We start from the raw sequence: 17,467 nt of genomic DNA on the forward strand, positions 1-17,467 counted from the left end.
CGCCCCGCTCAGCCCCGGCGCCGTGGTCCGCCGCCCGGACCACGGCGCGGCGGGCGCGACGGCGCCATGCCGACGAGGGTCAACAAACCGTTGAGTTCCTGCTCGTCGAGCGCTCGCCAGTTCCCCGGGAACAGCCGCCGACCAAGTTCGATGTTGCCGTAGCGCACCCGGATCAGTCGGCTGACGGTCAGCCCCGCCGCCTCCCACAGCCGCCGCACCTCGCGGTTGCGCCCCTCATGCAACACCACGTGATACCAGCGGTTGGCGCCGCTGCCGCCGCGCGACTCGATATGGTCGAAGCGCGCCGGACCGTCCTCCAGCTCGATGCCCTGGGTGAGCTGGGCCAGCGTCTCCTGGCTCGGCTCGCCGAGGATACGTGTCGCGTACTCGCGCTCGAGCTCACGCGAGGGGTGCATCAGCCGGTTGGCCAGCTCGCCATCGGTGGTGAACAGGATCAGCCCGGAGGTGTTGATGTCGAGCCGCCCGACGGCGATCCAGCGCCCCTGCTTGGGACGTGGCAGCCGACGGAACACCGTGGCGCGCTCCTCGGGGTCGCGCCGGGTGACCACCTCGCCTTCGGGCTTGTGGTAGACGATCACCTGGCGCTCGATGTCGCGCTGACGCTGCAGCCGCACGTCGCGCCCGTCGACGCGGATACGGTCGGCGCGGGTGGCGCGATCGCCGAGCGTGGCCAGCTCGCCGTTGACGCGCACCCGCCCGGCAGTGATCCAGCCCTCGATCTCGCGGCGCGAACCGAGACCGGCCTCGGCGAGCAGCTTCTGCAGCCGCACCGGCTCTTCCTGTGGCACCCGAGGACCCGGGCGTCGGTCATTCTTCATCGTTGTGTTGCTCCGGGACCGCACGCGCGGTCTCCTGGGACGTGGAATGGGGTTGGGGCGGCGCCTCGAGCGCCAGCTCCTCGTTGAACAATAGCTCCGGTTCGCGGATCTCGGCCAAGGGCGGCAGCTCGTTGAGCGAGCGCAGCCCGAAGTAGTCGAGAAAGCGTCGGGTGGTGGCATAGAGCGCCGGCCGACCGGGGACGTCGCGATGCCCCACCACCCGCACCCACTCGCGCTCGAGCAGGGTACGGATGATGTTGGTGCTGACCGAGACGCCGCGGATCTCCTCGATCTCGCCCCGGGTGATCGGCTGACGATAGACGATCAGCGCCAGGGTCTCGAGCAGCGCGCGCGAGTAACGCGGCGCGCGCTCCTCCCACAGCCGCCCGACCCAGGGGGCGAGTTCGGCGCGCACCTGCACGCGCCAGCCGCTGGCGACCTCGACCAGGGCGATGCCGCGCTCGGCATAGTCCTCGGCAAGCTCGACCAGGACGCGATCGAGCGCCCCGCGCGCGGGGCGCTCGTGGTCCTCGAACAGTTGCAGCAACCGCTCGCTGCTCACCGGGGCATCGGCGGCGAACAGCGCCGCCTCGACGATCTGTTTAAGCCGCTGTGGCGTCATCGTGTTCCTGGCTCTCGTCGGCGCCGCTGTCGCGCAGCCGGACGTGGATCGGGGCGAAGGGCTCGGGCTGGACCAGCTCCAGGGTCGCGCTCTTGACCAGCTCGAGCACCGCGAGGAAGGTCACCACCGCGCCGGCGCGGCCCTCGGTGAGATCGAACAGCTCGGTGAAGCGGCGGAAACCACCGCCACCGAGCCGTTCGAGCACCATCGACATGCGCTCGCGCAGCGACAGCGACTCACGCTCGACCCGGTGACTGACATAGAGATCGGCCCGTGCCAGCACCGCGCGCAGCGCGCCGATCAGCTCGTCGAGTTCGACCGGCGGCGGCAACCGACGGATCTCGGTCGGCGGCAGCTCGGCGGCAACCGGGAAGAGGTCGCGCTCGAGTCGCGGCAGGGCATCGATCGCCTGCGCGGCGCGCTTGAAACGCTCGTACTCGAGCAACCGGCGCACCAGCTCGGCGCGCGGGTCGAGGTCGCCCTCCTCGTCCTCGGCGGCGACCGGGCGTGGCAGCAGCATGCGCGACTTGATCTCGGCGAGCATCGCAGCCATCAGCAGATACTCAGCGGCGAGTTCCAGACGCAGCTCGCTCATCAGCTCGACGTACTCCATGTACTGCGCGGTGATGTCGGCGATGGGGATGTCGAGGATGTCGAGGTTCTGACGCTTGATCAGATAGAGCAGCAGGTCGAGCGGTCCCTCGAAGGTCTCGAGAAAGACCTCCAGCGCGTCGGGCGGGATGTAGAGATCCTGCGGCAGCGTCAAGACCGGCGTCCCCCGGATCAGGGCGAGGGGCGCACCCGCCTCCCCGCCACCCTCAGCGGGCAGCGGGGCAGACGAGACGCCCGTACGCGGACACGCCTCTCCTGCTCGATCCATGGTCATCCGATCGACGTGCGCGCTGGCGCGTGACCGGGGGCGGTTCAGACCATCACCAGCGACATCGCGTGACGGACCTCCTCGAGAGTCTCGCGGGCGACGTCACGCGCCTTCTCGCAACCCTCGTTGAGGATGCTGCGCACCAGCTCGGGCTGGGCGGCAAACTCCTCGGCACGGGCCTGGATCGGCTTCAATTCGGCACAGACGGCATCGATTACCGGCTGCTTGCACTCGATGCAACCGATCCCGGCCGAACGGCAGCCCTGTTGCACCCAATCGCAGACCGCTGGGTCGGAATAGACCTGGTGGAACTGCCACACCGGACATTTCTCCGGGTCGCCCGGATCGGTACGGCGCACCCGCGCCGGATCGGTGGGCATGGTGCGCATCGCCTTCTCGACCTCCTCGGGACGGTCGCGCAGCGAGATGGTGTTGCCATAGGACTTGGACATCTTCTGTCCGTCCAGCCCCGGCATCCGCGAGGCCTTGGTCAGCAGCGGCTGGGGCTCGGGGAGGATCTCGCGACCACCGCCCTCGAGATAGCCGAACAGCCGCTCGCGATCGGCCATGGTGATGTTGGCCTGGCCCTCGAGCAGCGCGCGCGCCACCTCCAGCGCCTCCTGATCGCCCTGCTCCTGGTAGGCGCGGCGGAGCTTGTCGAACAGCTTGCCGTTCTTCTTGCCCATCTTGCGCCGCGCCGCCTCGGCCTTCTCCTCGAAGTCGGGCTCGCGACCATAGATGTGGTTGAAGCGGCGCGCCACCTCGCGCGTCAGTTCGACGTGAGCGATCTGGTCCTCGCCGACCGGGATCTGTCCGGCCTTGTAGATGAGGATGTCGGCGCTCTGCAACAGCGGGTAACCGAGGAAGCCATAGGTGGCCAGGTCGAGTTCCTTGAGCCGTTCCTGCTGGTCTTTGTAGGTCGGCACCCGCTCGAGCCAGCCCAGCGGGGTGATCATCGACAGCAGCAGGTGCAGCTCGGCGTGCTCGGGCACCCGTGACTGCACGAACATGGTCGCGGCACCAGGGGTGACCCCGGCGGCCAACCAGTCGATCGCCATCTCCCAGATGTTGGCCGGGATCGCGGTGGGATCCTCATAGGCTGTGGTCAACGCATGCCAGTCGGCGATGAAGAAGTAGCAATCGTACTCGTGCTGGAGTTCAACCCAGTTCTTGAGCACGCCGTGATAATGGCCGAGATGGAGTCGACCGGTCGGGCGCATCCCGGAGAGGACGCGCGAGTGTTGTGCGGAGACGGAATTCAAGGATTAACGGCCTCGCGTCAGACGAAAAACAGTTCCATGACGACCCTCGCGCCCGGTAGCAGGGCAACGGTGTCGGCGACCAGTGGCAGCAGGATCGCGCCGAGCACGCCGGTGACCAGGAGGGCCAGCAGGAGGATCAGACCAAAGGGTTCGAGTCGAGCAAACCACAGCGCCAGGGACGGCGGCAGCAGCGCATTCAGTACACGCCCACCGTCCAAGGGTAACAGCGGGAACAGGTTGAGCACCATGAGGAAGACGTTGATCAGCACCCCGGCCGCGCCCATGTAGACCAGCGGCAACGCCGCCCAGGCCGTCTCTGGCCCCAACCACAGCCCGAACTCGATCACCAACCCCCAGCCCAGCGCCATCAACAGGTTGGCGCCGGGACCGGCGAGCGCAACCAGGGCCATGTCGCGACGTGGCCGGCGCAGATTGCGATAGACCACCGGCACCGGCTTGGCCCAGCCGAAGAGGAAGCCGACCAGCACGAAGGTGAGCGCCGGCACCAGCAGGGTGCCGATGGGGTCGATGTGGCGCAGCGGGTTGAGGGTCACCCGCCCCAGCATCCACGCCGTGCGATCCCCGAGCCGACTGGCCATCCAGCCGTGGGCGGCCTCGTGCACGGTGATCGCGAACAGTACCGGAAGGGCCAGCACCGCCAGCCACTGGAGATGATTGAGCGTTTCCATGATCGTGGGCTCAGCTCAGCGGGGCGGCTTCGCCCTTGCCCTGGCGGACGACCTCGGGGGGCTCGGCGGTCATGTCGATCACCGTGGTCGGCTCGAGCCCACAGAAATCGCCGTCAATGACCAGATCGACATGCTTGTCGAGCAGCTCGCGCATGTCGTAAGGATCGGTCAGCGGGTGCTCGTCATCGGGCATGATCAGCGTCGAGCTGAGGATCGGCTGGTCGAGTTCGCCGAGCAGCGCGCGACAGATCTCGTTGTCCGGTACGCGAATGCCGATCGCCTTGCGTTTGGGGTGGAGCAGTCGGCGCGGCACCTGCTTGGTGGCGTGGTGGATGAAGGTATAGGGTCCGGGGGTCAGCGACTTGAGCAGACGGAAGGCCTGGTTGTCGATCTTGGCATAGGTGGTGATCTCGGAGAGATCGCGACAGACCAGGGTGAAGTTGTGCTTGTCGTCGAGGCGACGGATGCGGCGGATGCGTTCCATCGCCGACTTCTCGCCGAGCTGACAGCCGAGCGCGTAGGAGGAGTCGGTGGGATAGACGATCACCCCGCCTTTGAGCAGGATCTCCACCGCGCGACGGATCAGCCGTGGCTGCGGATTGACCGGATGAATCTGGAAGAACTGCGCCATCTCTGTGTCCTTAACAGGTCGCGCGCGCGGCATCGTCGAGGACGGCGCACGACGACCAATCGCGCCAGATCGGGACGCACCCGTCGGGCAGCGGCGGCAACCGTCCGAGCATCAACCAGGGCTGCTCGGGACCGTGATAATCCGAACCCGCCGAGGCCAGCAGGCGTTGCTCGCGGGCGTGACGGGCGAAGGTGAAGATCTCGTCGCGGCTGTGGCTGCTGGTCACTACCTCGATCCCGCAACCGCCGTGTTCGCGGAACTCACCGATTAGCTGCAACAGCTTGGTGCGGGTGAGCCGGTAGCGCGCGGGGTGGGCGATCACCGCCTGACCGCCGGCGGTGCGGATCCAGCTCACCGCCTCCTCCAGGCTCGCCCAGTCGCCGGCGACATGCCCCGGCTTGCCGGTGGTGAGAAAGCGCTTGAACACATCACTGGTGTCGGCGGCCAAGCGCTGCTCGACGAGGAAACGGGCAAAGTGCGTACGCCCGATCAGCTGCCCCCCGGAGCGCGCACGCGCGCCCTCGTAGGCGCCGTGGATACCGTGCCTGGCCAGCCGTCGCCCGATCTCCTTGGCGCGCCAGTCGCGAAACGCGCGCAACCGCGCCAGCCCCTGTGCAAGCTCGGGGTTGACAGGGTCGACCTTGAGCCCTACCACATGGATGGTACGGGCGTTCCAGGTGACCGAGACCTCGACCCCGGGCACCAGCGTCAAGCCACGGCCCGCAGCCGCGGCGGCGGCCTCCTCGACCCCGGCGGTGGTGTCGTGGTCGGTCAGCGCCAAGGTCGTCAGACCGGCGCGCGCGGCGCGCTCGATCAGCGCGCCAGGGGACAGGGTTCCATCGGAGGCGGTCGAATGGGTGTGCAGATCGGGAATCGGGATCATCATGCTAGTCTACCGCAAGGCGGGCGCGGAGGTGGCGTCGGCTTGGCGACTCTCTCACCCCGACCCATCCGCGCGAGGATCATCCCAGCATGCTAGCTCCGGTCGACCTGTCCCGCATCGCCCAGCGACTCACCGAGATCGGCGACGAGATCCGTGACGCCTTCGAGGGCGCGACCAATCCGCCCGAGAACGACCCCGGCGTGCCGCTCGAAGCGCTCGACCGGCTGCTCGCCACGCTCGAGACCAGCACGCTGGGTCCGGCGCGAGACGGCGAGTTCGACCTCTACGCCCGCGAGCGCGCACTCACCCAGCGACTCATCCACGGGCTCGACCTGCTCGCCGAACTCGCCGCGATCGCCCGCGCGCTGCAACTGCCGACGCTGGCCCGGCGCGTCACCACCTTGGCGCTGCCACTGAGCTGCTGGGTGCTGCGCCACGGCGGCGAGTTGCTGCGCCCCGCGCCACTGGTCGACGCCGCCGCCGGACTGGCCAACACCACCGCCGATCCCGATGAGTTACTGGTCCTGCACCGACTGATCTCCGAGATCCTCGACGGCATCGGCGCCGAGCGGCTGCAGGACCCGGCCAGTCCCGAGGCCGCCCGCGCCTGGCGGGTGCTGCTCTACAACCGCGCCATCGTCGCCACCCGCACCCAGCAGCCAGCGCTGATGCGCGAGGCCTTCGAGGCGCTCATCGAGCTGGCCCCGGAGCTGGCGCCGGGGTTCTTCCGCGAGGGCATGGAGCAGATGGAGACGCGCGACTACCCCGAGCCGGTCCGGGCGCTGATGCAGACCTACTACAGTCGCTGGACACAGCAGACCCGGTTGCACTAACGTCCCGCCCCCGCCGGCCGCCACCCGATCGCACGCGCTCGCCTATAGTGATGTCTCGAGACCCAAGGAATGATTCGATCACGAGGACAGGCGCATGACATCACCCGATCTCGATCACCTCCAACCACTGCGGCAGCAACTCGAGCGGCACCCCATCTATGCCGCCATCGAGGACATCGGACAGCTGCGTATCTTCATGCAGCACCACGTGTACTCGGTGTGGGACTTCATGTCGCTGATCAAGTACCTGCAGCGTCAGCTCGCCCCGACCGACCTGCCGTGGCGGCCACAGGGCGACCCAGCGCTGCGCTACTTCATCAACCAGCTGGTCCTCGAGGAGGAGTCCGACGTCCTCGAAGCCAGCGCCGCCACGCCCCTCTACGCCAGCCACTTCGAACTCTATTGCCGCGCCATGACCGAGGTCGGCGCCGACCCCGAGCCCGCGCGCCGCTTCGTCGCGCGACTCGCCCGCGAGCCGCTCGACGCGCTGCTCTACGACCCCGAGCTGGTGCCGCTGCCGGCGCGCTACTTCACCGAGACCACCTTCGGCTTCATCCGCGAGGGCAAGCCGCACCTGGCCGCCGCCGCCCTCGCCCATGGCCGCGAGACGCTGATCCCGATGCTGTTCCGCCGACTGCTCGAGGACATGGCGATCACCCCGGAGCGGGCGCCGATCTTCCACGCCTACCTGCAACGCCACATCGAACTCGACAGCGACTTCCACGGCCCGCTGTCGATGCGCCTGCTCGAGGTGCTGTGCGATGACGACCCGCGCCGCATCGAGGAGGCCGAGACCGCCGCCGAGGAGGCGCTGTGCGCCCGTATCCGTCTCTGGGACGGGGTCTACGAGGCGCTCGGCGCGACACCGCCGCTCAGACCTCGCCGCGATTGTAGTCAGGCTGCGCGGTGATGCGGTGGATGCTGAGGTCGGCGCCGAGAGACTCCTCCTCGTCGCTCAGCCGGATGCCGAACAGCCCCTTGGCCATGCCGTAGACCAGCGCACCGCCGACGAAGGCGAACAGCGCCCCGGCGAGACTGCCGAGGGCCTGTGAGGCGAGGCTCACCCCGCCCAGACCACCGAGCAGCGGCAGACCGAAGATCCCCGCCGCAAGCCCGCCCCAGAGCCCGCAGAGCCCGTGCAGCGGCCACACCCCGAGGACGTCGTCGATGCGCCAGCGGTTCTGCGCCAGGGTGAAGGTGTAGACGAAGATCGCCCCGGCCACGGCGCCGGTTGCCAGGGCGCCGAGCGGGTGCATCAGGTCGGAGCCGGCGCACACCGCCACCAGCCCGGCGAGCGGCCCGTTGTGGAGAAAGCCCGGATCCTTGCGCCCGGCCAGCAGCGCCGCGAGGATGCCGCCGACCATCGCCATCAGCGAGTTGACCGCCACCAGCCCGCTCACCGCCTCCACGCTCTGCGCCGACATCACGTTGAAGCCGAACCAGCCGACGGTGAGGGTCCAGGCGCCGAGCGAGAGGAAGGGGATCGAGGACGGCGGGTGCGCGAGCATGGTGCCGTCGCGGCGATAGCGCCCCTGACGCGCGCCGAGCAGCAACACCGCAGCCAGGGCAAGCCAGCCGCCGAAACCGTGCACCACCACGGAGCCGGCGAAGTCGTGGAAGGGCGCACCGAGGTGCGTCTCGAGCCACGCCTGCACCCCGAGTGCACCATTCCAGACCACGCCCTCGAAGCTCGGATAGAGCAAGCCGACGACGAGAAAGGAGGCGAGCAGCTGCGGATAGAAGCGCGCGCGCTCGGCGATGCCGCCGGAGACGATCGCCGGGATCGCCGCAGCGAAGGTCAGCAGGAAGAAAAAGCGCATCAGCTCGTAGCCGTTCTTCTCCTGCAGCACCTCGGCGCCGCTGAAGAAGTCGATGCCATAGGCGAGGCTGTAGCCGATGAAGAAATAGGCGATGGTCGAGACCGCGAAATCGGCCATGATCTTGGCCAGCGCATTGACCTGGTTCTTGGCACGGACGGTCCCGACCTCGAGAAAGGCGAAGCCGGCGTGCATGGCCAGCACCATCACCGCACCGACGAGTAGAAAGAGCACATCCGTGCCCGCCTGGGAAGGCTGCATCATGTCGAGGAAACCCCTTGGATCAATTCAGCGGGGGGCCATTAAGCACGATCCAGACCAACACCCAAGTGCCGCGCATCGGCGAGCGTCCTAAGCCGCTGAGGCACCAAGCGATCACGCCTCGCCCCCTCACGGTGCAAGCGCCCCGTCGAACACCCATGCCCCAATCGGCATCGCACCACGATGGAGCAATGCGACCAACCTCGCACTCTAAGGGGGCATTCGTGTTTAAGCGACGACAGGGGTACACGAAGCATCCACGGATACCGCTAGAATGCCCTCTAGAGAGCGGCGTCGGAGCAGGAGCGACGTCTATGCCACCACAACGAAAGACCGCGCACCAAGCGCGGCAGCATGAGACCACTCGATATGCGATTCTGGATGATCGGCATGACCCTGGGCGTCCTGTCCGGGCTTGGTGGATGCGCGCTCGCGCTAGCGAGCGGCGCCCTTTCGATGACCGTCCTCGGTGGACAACTGGTGCTCGCGCTCCTGCTCGGCGCGACCGCCTGGCTGCTCCTCGAACGCACCCTCGGTGCCGAACTCAGGGGCTTTGCCGATGTGCTCGCGCGCACCCGCGCCGACGGTGACCTCGCCCGCCGCGCCACGGTCTCGACCAGCCCCGCCGGTCACTGCGCCCGGCACTACAACACCCTGATCGAGAGCTTCCAGGGGATCATCGGCAAGGTCCTCTACGACGCCCAGCGACTCGCCGAAGCGGCCGACACCCTCGCCGCCAACGCCCGCGCCCTGGCCGACGACTCGGCGGCACAGGGCGAGGCCTCGGCGCGCATGGCTCAGACCATCGGCGAGATGAGCGCCGGGGTCGAAGTGGTGGCCGAACACGCCCGCGACTCGGCCAGCGACGCCGAGGAGGCGCGCACGCTGTCGCAACACGGCAGCCACATCGTCTCCGAGGCCGCCGCCGAGATCGCCCGCATCGCCGACTCGGTCGGACGCTCGGCGCAACTGATCGCCGCGCTCGGCGAACGCTCCGAAGAGATCGGCGGGATCGTGCGCACCATTCGCGAGATCGCCGACCAGACCAACCTGCTCGCGCTCAATGCCGCGATCGAGGCAGCGCGCGCCGGCGAGGCCGGACGCGGCTTCGCGGTGGTCGCCGACGAGGTGCGCAAGCTCGCCGAGCGCACCGCGAAGGCCACCACCGAGATCGGCGAGGTGATCACCACCATCCAGACCGAGACCCGCGAGGCGGTCGCGGCGATCGGCGCCGGCAGCGATCAGGCGCAGTCCGGGAGCGATCTCGCCACTCAGGCGGCCAGCGCGCTGACCGGGATCGACCAGGGCGCGGCACGCAGCCTCGAGCGCATCGCCGGCATCGCCGCCGAGATCGCTCAGCAGGGCAACGAGGCCCAGCGCGTCAGTCACCATGTGCAGGAGATCAGCGAGATGGCCGAACGCAACGCCGAGGGCGCTGCGGCGACACTGCGGGAGGTCCAGGCGCTCGAGGGGCTGGCGACCAATCTGCACGAGATCAGCAAGGTCTTCCGGCTCGGCGCCGCCGGCGAGCAGGCCACCCGGACCCATCAGCAGATGCCCGAGCTGGCGCAGCGGCTCGCGCGCGCGATCGGCGCCCAGCTCGAACGCGCGGTGGACAGTGGCGAGATCAGCGAACGCAACCTGTTCGAGAGCGACTACCGGCCGATCCCCGACACCGAGCCGAAGAAATACAGCACCGACTTCGACCGGCTCACCGACCGGCTCTTCCCGCCGCTCCAGGAGCCGGTCCTCAAGGCCAACGCCCACGTCGCCTATGCCATCGGCTGCGACCGCACCGGCTATGTGCCGACCCACAACCAGCGCTTCTCCCAGCCGCTGACCGGCGATCGCGATCACGACCTGCTGCACAACCGCACCAAGCGCATCTTCGAGGACCCGGTCGGGCGCCAGTGCGGCGCCCACGAGCTGCCCTTCCTGATCCAGACCTACCGCCGCGACACCGGCGAGATCATGCACGACATCTCCGCGCCGGTGTACGTGCGCGGACGCCACTGGGGCGGTTTTCGCATCGGCTACCGCGCCTGATCGGCGGTCTCGGGCGGGATCGGCGGCAGCGCCGCGAGCGCGACGGCGACCTCGGCACTGAAGCGCGCGAGCAACTGATCGAGGGCGGCGACCAGGGCACGGCTGTCGCCGGGCGCGGCTACCGGCTGACGATCGTCGCTCTCGCGCACCAGCAGGGTGCGCCGACCCGCGCCGTCGCGCACCACCCAGCGCACCTTGAGCCGAGCGCTGCCGTCGTCGTCCCCCTCGAAGGCGAGCAGCTCGGCGCCGACCCGCAGATCGACCCCATAGCGCAGCTCGCCCTCGAGCAGCCGTACCCGCTCGCTACCGAGCGCGCGCGCCAGGTTCTCGCTCCACACCCGCAGGAAGTCGTCGCGCAGCGAGCCGCCCCAGCGCTCGAACTCGTCGATACGCAGCCGGTTGCCCGACTCGCGGGTGACGAGCTGGGCGCGATCGAGATACTCCGGCAGCATCAGCGGCCCGACCCCGACGGCGAGCCCCGGGGCGCGCGCCTCGGGGGGTGCCACCGCCACCGCACTCAGCGCATAGAACCGTGCCGGCGGCGAGCTGGCGCACCCCGCACTCACCGCCGCCACCAGCGCGACTGTGGCCAATCGCCATCGGCGCTGCGTCATCGTAGACCTCCCTTGCCCTGGATCAGGGCCTCCGGATGCCGCTCCAGATAATCGGCCAGGTCGCGCACCGCGCGCGCCGCCTCGGCCGTCTCCCGCAGCATGGTTCTGAACTCGCGTGTCGTCGCCGCCTCGGGGTCGAGCATCGCCCCGGCATGAGCGAAGGTCGCACGCGCCTCCTCCAGGGTACCGCGCAGCGCCGGGGCGACCTCGCCGTCGAGCTGCTCGGCGAGCCCGCGCAGACTCGCCAGGGTGTCCTCCAGGTCCTCGCCGAACTGGCTCAGCACCCCGCTGTCGACCACCTCGCGCACCCGCCCCAGGGTCTGGCCGAGATCGGCACCGATCCGCTCGAAGGGCACCTGCTCGAGCCGCGAGAGGATGCGCTCGAGCTTGCCGGTGAGTGCCTCGAGCGGCGTCGGCCGGCTGGGGATGACGACATAGTCGCCATAGCGACCGAGACCCGTTGAGGGTGTCTCGGGATCGATGTCGAGTTCGACATAGAGCTGGCCGGTGATCAGGCTGGCGAGCTTGAGCTGAGCGCGCAGCCCGAGCGCGACCAACCGCTCGAGCATGTGCGCGTGGTCGGGGACGTGCTCGGCCTCGCGCAGCGCGATACGCTCGGGTTCGATCTCGATCAGCACCGGGATGCGGAAGGTCTCGGCCTCGGGGTCGAACTGCAACTGGATGTCGAGCACCTGACCGATCTCGATGCCGCGCAGCATCACCGGCGCGCCGATGCTCAGCCCGCGCACCGAGCCCTCGAACAGCAGCAGATAGTGCGACTTGGCGGCATAGGTCTTGGCGTGCGCCGCCTCGCGATTGGGATAGAGCGGGAAGACATCGAGCGGCTGGGCGCGCGCGCCGCTGCCGGCGATGGTGTCGGGGGTGTCGAAGGCCACCCCGCCGAGCAACACCGAGATCAGCGACTGGGTGTCGAGGCTGATCCCCGCGCCGCTGAGCGAGATGTCGACGCCGCTGGCGTTCCAGAAACGGGTCTCGGCGCTGATCAGGGCATCGTGCGGGGTGGGGATGAAGAGTTCGATGCGCACCGCGCTGGCGTCGTCCTCGAGCGCAAACCCGACCACCTGCCCGACCTGGATCTGACGGTAGTAGACCGGCGAGCCGATGTTGAGCGAGCCCAGGGTCGCGGCACGCAGCACGAAGCGGGTGCCGGGCGCGTCGGTGGTGAACAGCGGCGGCTCGTCGAGACCGACGAAGTCGCGCCGCGTGGCGCCGCTGCTGCCCGGATCGAGGGCGATGAAGGCCCCCGAGAGCAGCGTCTCGAGCCCGGAGACCCGGCTCGCGCTCACCCGCGGGCGCTCGACCCAGAAGCGGGTCTCGGCGTTGAGCAGATGGGCGCTGCCGTGCTTGAGTTCGGCGGTGACGATCACCGAGTCGAGATCCTGGCTGACGTCGATCGCCGTCACCTGGCCGACCTCGACGTCCTTGAACTTGACCTTGGTCTTGCCCGCCTGCAGCCCGGCGGCGCTGGGGAAGCGGACGGTGATGGTCGGTCCCTGCTCGCTGAGCGTTTTCAGCGCCAGCCAGGCGCCGATGGCCAGCGCCAGCAGTGGGATCAGCCACACCAGCGAGGGCGCACCGCGCACCCGCACCTCGGCCTCCGGCAGGGCGGGTGCGCCGTCACGGCGCCCGGCGGTCTCTGACATGCTGCAGCTCCAAGCGGTCCCAGATCAGTCTGGGGTCGAATGACATCGCCGCGATCATGGTCAGTACCACCACCGCGCAGAAGAAGATGGCGCCGGTCTCGGCCTCGACGCTGGCGAGATTGCCCAGGCGCACCAGCGCCACCAGGATGGTCACCACATAGACGTCGACCATCGACCAGCGCCCGATCGCCTCGGTCAGCCGGTAGAGCCGGGTGCGTTCGCGGGGTCGCCAACGCGTGCGCATCTGCACCGAGAGCAACAAGCCGATGAGGATCAACAGCTTGAGCAGCGGCACGAACACGCTGGCGACGAACACCACCAGCCCCAGCGGCCACATGCCATGCCCGAAGAGGAAGACCACGCCGCTGAAGATGGTATCCGATTGGCTGCGTCCGAGCGACGTGACGGTCATGATCGGCAGCAGGTTCGCCGGCACGTAGCAGATCAGCGCCGCCAGCACCAGCGCCCAAGTGCGCTGCAGGCTCTCGGGCTTGCGTCGGTGCAACGCCGCGCCACAGCGCGGACAGCGCCCATCGCGCGCGCGACCCGGCACCACCACCAGCGCGCATACCTCGCAGGTGCGGTGCGCGTCGCCGGGACGCGGCGCCGGCGCCGGCGCCAGCGCCACCCGCGACCACACCAGGTCGGGGTCGAGGCTCGACTGGGCGGCGGCGAGCACCAGGATCAGCACCGCGAAGGCGAACAGCGAGGTGCCGGGGACGATGGTGGCCATGTCGGCGAGCTTGACCACCGCCACCAGGATGCCGAGCATGAATACGTCCATCATCCCCCAGGGCGCGAGGGTCCGCATCCAGCGAAACAGCCGCGGCAGCCAGCGCGGCGCGCGCGCCAGACGCAGCGGCGCGAGCACCGCGAGCAGCAGCAGGAGCTGCAGCCCCGGCGCCAGCACGCTGGTGAAGAGCACCACCAGGGCGATCTCCCACTGCCCGCCGCGATAGAGTTCGGCCACCCCGGTCAGCAGCGTGGTCTCGGTGACCTGCCCCTGCATGCGAAAGGCGAGGAAGGGGAAGGCGTTGGCGATCACGAACAGCACCAGCCCGGCGAGGGTGAGCGCCAGGGTGCGCTCGAGACTGTCGGGGCGGTGACGGCGCAGCACGCTGCCACAGCGCACGCAGCGCGCGGCGCCACCGCGCGGCAGCGGCGGGCAACGCTGCAGCAGACCGCACTCGAGACACTCATTCAGGGCAGGTTGCGGCATCGTTGCAGATTCGGCAGCGGGAGACATCACCCCTGGCCAAGCGCGGCCGGAGGCACGACAATGCGCCGCGCGATCGCGCCATCCCCGATCCCGGGCGCGACACCATTGTTCCACCGCCCCGGCGTCGATGCACCCCCGGGGCACAGCCGTCCCGACCGCACGCATGTCACAGCACACGTCCAGCCCCGCCCCACTGCCGATCGAGACCAGCCTGTCGGCGCTGATCGAGGCCCTGCGCCACGGCCACGCCCTGCTCCAGGCCCCCACCGGCTCGGGCAAGTCGACCCGCGCGCCGCTCGCCCTGCTCGAGGCCGAGGGGCTGATCGGCGGGCGCATCCTGATGCTCGAGCCGCGCCGCCCGGCGGCGCGGATGACCGCCGCGCGGATGGCCGCGCTGTGCAACGAGCCGCTCGGCGAGACGGTCGGCTACCAGGTGCGCTTCGAGCGCCGGATCGGCCCGGCGACCCGCATCGAGGTGCTCACCGAGGGCATCCTCACCCGCCGGTTGCAGCACGACCCCGAACTCAGCGGGGTCGATCTGGTGATCTTCGACGAGTTCCACGAGCGCAGCCTGCACGCCGATCTGGGGCTGGCGCTGGTGCTCGACGTGGTCGCCAACCTGCGCCCCGAACTGCGGGTGCTGGTGATGTCGGCGACGATTGAGGCCGAGCCGGTGGCCGCGCTGCTCGGCGGCGCCGCGACGATCCGCGCCGCCGGGCGCACCTATCCGGTCACGGTGCACCATACCGAACGCCCGGTCGAGCAGCCGGCGGGGCTGGTCGGCGCGGTGGTGCACGCGCTCGCCGCGCACGACGACGACCTCCTCGCCTTCCTCCCCGGGGTGCGCGAGATCGAGCGCTGTCGCGCAGCACTTACCCCCCGGCTCGGCCCCGAGATCGACCTGCTCGCCCTCCACGGCAGCCTGCCCAGCGCCGAGCAGGCGCGCGCCCTCGCCCCGCCCACGCCCGGACGACGGCGGGTGATCCTCGCTACCGACATCGCCGAGACCAGCCTCACCATCGAGGGCGTCGGCGTGGTGATCGACGGCGGGCTCACCCGCAAGCCGCGCTTCGACCCCAACACCGGGCTCACCCGCTTGGTCACCGAGCCGGTCTCGCTCGCCTCGGCCGAACAGCGTGCCGGGCGCGCCGGGCGGCTCGGGCCGGGTCACTGCTACCGGCTGTGGACCCGCGAGCAGGCGCGGGGGCGCGCCGCGCAGCGCGACCCCGAGATCCTCCAGGCCGACCTCGCGCCGCTGGCCCTCGAACTCGCGCTCTGGGGGGTCGCCGACCCCGCCGAGCTGGCCTGGCTCGATCCACCGCCGCGCCCGGCCTGGGCGCAGGGCCGCGCCCTCCTCCAGACGCTCGGCGCGCTCGATGCGCGCGGCGCCATCACCGCGCTCGGGCGCGCGCTCGCCCAGCTGCCGCTCCATCCCCGGCTCGGGGTGATGCTGCTCGGCGCCGCGCCCGAGGCGCGCACGTTCGCCGCCGACCTCGGCGCCCTGCTCAGCGAGCGCGACCCGGCGCTCGACCCGCGCGCGCTCAGCTCACCAGCCGATCTCGGCGCGCGGCTGCAGGCGCTAGCGCAACGACGCGCGCGCCGCCCGACGCCCGGCTTCGACCCGCGCCGGCTCGACGCCGTGGCACGCGCCGCGCGTCAGCTCGGCGAGCGGGTCGCGCGCGCCAGCCACCCGCCGGGCACGGCCCGCACCCCGGGCGCGCTGCTCGCCCTCGCCTACCCCGAGCGCATCGCCCAGCGGCGCGATGCCCGCGGCGAGCGCTATCTGCTCGCCGCCGGTAACGGCGCGCGGCTCGACCCGGCCGATGCGCTCACCGCCAGCCCCTATCTGGTCGTCGCCGAACTCGACGCCCAGGGTCGCGACGGGCGCATCCGTCACGCCCTGGCGATCGACGCCGACACCCTGCACGCCGTTTGCGCGCAGCGCATCCACACCGAGACCCGCTGCGACTGGGACGCCGAGCACGAGGCGGTGCGCGCGCGCGCCCTCACCCGGCTCGATGCCCTCACCCTCGAGGCGCGCCCGCTGCCGCTGCCCGACGACCCGGCGGTGCTCGAACTGCTGCGCGAACAGGTGCTCGCCGACCCCGAGCGGGCGCTGCGCTGGGACGATGGCGCCACGCAGCTGCGCGCCCGCATCGCCCTGCTGCGCGCCCACGACCCCCAGGGCGGCTGGCCCGATCCCAGCGCCGAGGGACTGCACGCGCGCGCCGCCGACTGGCTCGATCCCTGGCTGATCGGCAAGTCGCGACTGAGCGAGACCCGGCGCCTGGAGGCGGCCGAGCTGCTGCTCGGCCTGCTCGACTGGGACCAACGCCAGCGGCTCGACCGGGCCGCACCGACCCATCTGCGCACCCCGGCGGGCAACCAGCGCCGTCTCGACTACGCCAGCGACGGACCACCGGTGCTCGCCGTGCCGCTGCAGGAGCTGTTCGGACTGCGCGAGACCCCGCGGGTATGCGACGGCCGGGTGGCGGTGCTGCTCCATCTGCTCTCCCCGGCGCGCCGCCCGATCCAGGTCACCCAGGATCTCGCCAGCTTCTGGGCCCAGGGCTATACAGAAGTGCGCAAGGAGCTGCGCGGGCGCTACCCCAAGCACCACTGGCCCGAGGACCCCACCGCCGCCGACGCCGTCACCGGCGGACTGCAGCGTCGGCGGCGGTAGCGGGCGCGGCCGACCTGCGAGCAGCTGTCAGCGAGCAGCCCTCGGCCACCAGCGTCGTAGGTTGGGTAGCTGCCGCCCACGCGGACCTTCCTCGGGGATCGGCGTCAATCCCGAGACCTTGACGCAGCTGTCGGGTTGCCGCGCAGCGGCAGCCCAACCGGCGGGGCTGGAAGCGCGTTATCCCTTTGGTCTTTGCACTCCGACAATCCCCGGCGATCCTCTCGCTGGAGACTGGAGACTGGAGACTGGAGACTGGAGACTGGAGACTGGAGACTGGAGACTGGAGACTGGAGACTGGAGACTGGAGACTGGAGACTGGAGACTGGAGACTGGAGACTGGAGACTGGAGACTGGAGACTGGCGACTGATCGCTGGAAGCTGGTTCAAACCGCCAAGACGCCAAGCACGCAAAGTCGATCGAGAGTTCTCGGTGGCCAGCCCGAATCACGCGTGGTCGAAGACAATGGCTGACTGGTCGCTGAAGACCGAAACCGAAGTCTTTTCTTTCCTTCGCGCCCTTCGCG

The 17,467-nt window shown here is 69.9% G+C and carries 15 protein-coding genes; 4 read left to right on the plus strand and 11 right to left on the minus strand.

The features are described 5' to 3' along the window. Positions 1–8: 8 nt before the first annotated feature. The 7 genes from rluB to MARPU_RS08925 are packed head-to-tail and all read right to left on the minus strand — an operon-like array spanning position 9 to position 5,806. Positions 9–839, minus strand: a complete 831-nt coding sequence (rluB, locus tag MARPU_RS08895; protein WP_005224189.1) for a 23S rRNA pseudouridine(2605) synthase RluB — start codon at positions 837–839, stop codon at positions 9–11. Further along, positions 829–1,461 (minus strand): SMC-Scp complex subunit ScpB, encoded by a 633-nt coding sequence (gene scpB / locus MARPU_RS08900; RefSeq protein WP_005224190.1) that lies wholly within the window; start codon positions 1,459–1,461, stop codon positions 829–831. The genes rluB and scpB overlap by 11 nt, the downstream gene beginning before the upstream one ends. Beyond that, positions 1,442–2,341, minus strand: coding sequence for a segregation and condensation protein A (locus MARPU_RS08905; protein ID WP_005224191.1), 900 nt, complete (start codon positions 2,339–2,341; stop codon positions 1,442–1,444). Before MARPU_RS08905 ends, scpB begins: the two co-directional genes overlap by 20 nt. A gap of 44 nt (positions 2,342–2,385) precedes the next feature. Beyond that, positions 2,386–3,603, minus strand: coding sequence for a tryptophan--tRNA ligase (locus MARPU_RS08910; RefSeq protein ID WP_005224192.1), 1,218 nt, complete (start codon positions 3,601–3,603; stop codon positions 2,386–2,388). Positions 3,604–3,620: 17 nt separating this feature from the next. Further along, on the minus strand, positions 3,621–4,292 hold the full coding sequence (locus MARPU_RS08915; protein ID WP_005224193.1) for a site-2 protease family protein: 672 nt from the start codon (positions 4,290–4,292) through the stop codon (positions 3,621–3,623). Positions 4,293–4,302: 10 nt separating this feature from the next. Continuing rightward, positions 4,303–4,923, minus strand: a complete 621-nt coding sequence (locus tag MARPU_RS08920) for an L-threonylcarbamoyladenylate synthase (RefSeq protein ID WP_005224194.1) — start codon at positions 4,921–4,923, stop codon at positions 4,303–4,305. A 10-nt stretch (positions 4,924–4,933) separates the two neighbouring features. Then, positions 4,934–5,806, minus strand: a complete 873-nt coding sequence (locus tag MARPU_RS08925) for a PHP domain-containing protein (RefSeq protein WP_025275228.1) — start codon at positions 5,804–5,806, stop codon at positions 4,934–4,936. Between the two features lie 89 nt (positions 5,807–5,895). On the opposite strand from MARPU_RS08925, the gene MARPU_RS08930 reads away from it, so the two are divergent. Together MARPU_RS08930 and MARPU_RS08935 are read left to right on the plus strand one after the other, a co-directional pair. After that, on the plus strand, positions 5,896–6,639 hold the full coding sequence (locus tag MARPU_RS08930) for a hypothetical protein (RefSeq protein WP_005224196.1): 744 nt from the start codon (positions 5,896–5,898) through the stop codon (positions 6,637–6,639). A gap of 94 nt (positions 6,640–6,733) precedes the next feature. Beyond that, positions 6,734–7,549: a DUF3050 domain-containing protein gene (locus MARPU_RS08935; RefSeq protein WP_005224197.1), complete on the plus strand. Its 816-nt coding sequence runs from the start codon at positions 6,734–6,736 to the stop codon at positions 7,547–7,549. Here MARPU_RS08935 and MARPU_RS08940 read toward each other — a convergent pair. Beyond that, positions 7,512–8,717, minus strand: a complete 1,206-nt coding sequence (locus MARPU_RS08940) for an ammonium transporter (RefSeq protein ID WP_025275229.1) — start codon at positions 8,715–8,717, stop codon at positions 7,512–7,514. The genes MARPU_RS08935 and MARPU_RS08940 overlap by 38 nt on opposite strands. 369 nt (positions 8,718–9,086) lie before the next feature. On the opposite strand from MARPU_RS08940, the gene MARPU_RS08945 reads away from it, so the two are divergent. Beyond that, on the plus strand, positions 9,087–10,763 hold the full coding sequence (locus MARPU_RS08945) for a methyl-accepting chemotaxis protein (protein WP_005224199.1): 1,677 nt from the start codon (positions 9,087–9,089) through the stop codon (positions 10,761–10,763). On the opposite strand, the gene MARPU_RS08950 is transcribed toward MARPU_RS08945, so the two are convergent. Genes MARPU_RS08950 through MARPU_RS08960 form a run of 3 tightly spaced genes read right to left on the minus strand, consistent with a single transcriptional unit; the run spans position 10,751 to position 14,260 of the window. Beyond that, on the minus strand, positions 10,751–11,377 hold the full coding sequence (locus MARPU_RS08950; RefSeq protein ID WP_005224200.1) for a PqiC family protein: 627 nt from the start codon (positions 11,375–11,377) through the stop codon (positions 10,751–10,753). The two genes, MARPU_RS08945 and MARPU_RS08950, sit on opposite strands and share 13 nt — an antisense overlap. After that, a complete protein-coding gene (locus MARPU_RS08955; protein WP_005224201.1) occupies positions 11,374–13,041 on the minus strand; it encodes a PqiB family protein in 1,668 nt (555 codons plus the stop codon). Before MARPU_RS08955 ends, MARPU_RS08950 begins: the two co-directional genes overlap by 4 nt. Then, positions 13,016–14,260 (minus strand): paraquat-inducible protein A, encoded by a 1,245-nt coding sequence (locus MARPU_RS08960; RefSeq protein WP_005224202.1) that lies wholly within the window; start codon positions 14,258–14,260, stop codon positions 13,016–13,018. Before MARPU_RS08960 ends, MARPU_RS08955 begins: the two co-directional genes overlap by 26 nt. 163 nt (positions 14,261–14,423) lie before the next feature. Here MARPU_RS08960 and hrpB point away from each other — a divergent pair, with 163 nt between their 5' ends. Continuing rightward, a complete protein-coding gene (gene hrpB / locus MARPU_RS08965) occupies positions 14,424–16,943 on the plus strand; it encodes an ATP-dependent helicase HrpB (RefSeq protein ID WP_043762578.1) in 2,520 nt (839 codons plus the stop codon). Positions 16,944–17,467: the final 524 nt, after the last annotated feature.

The organism is Marichromatium purpuratum 984, assembly GCF_000224005.2.
Lineage (GTDB): Bacteria > Pseudomonadota > Gammaproteobacteria > Chromatiales > Chromatiaceae > Marichromatium > Marichromatium purpuratum.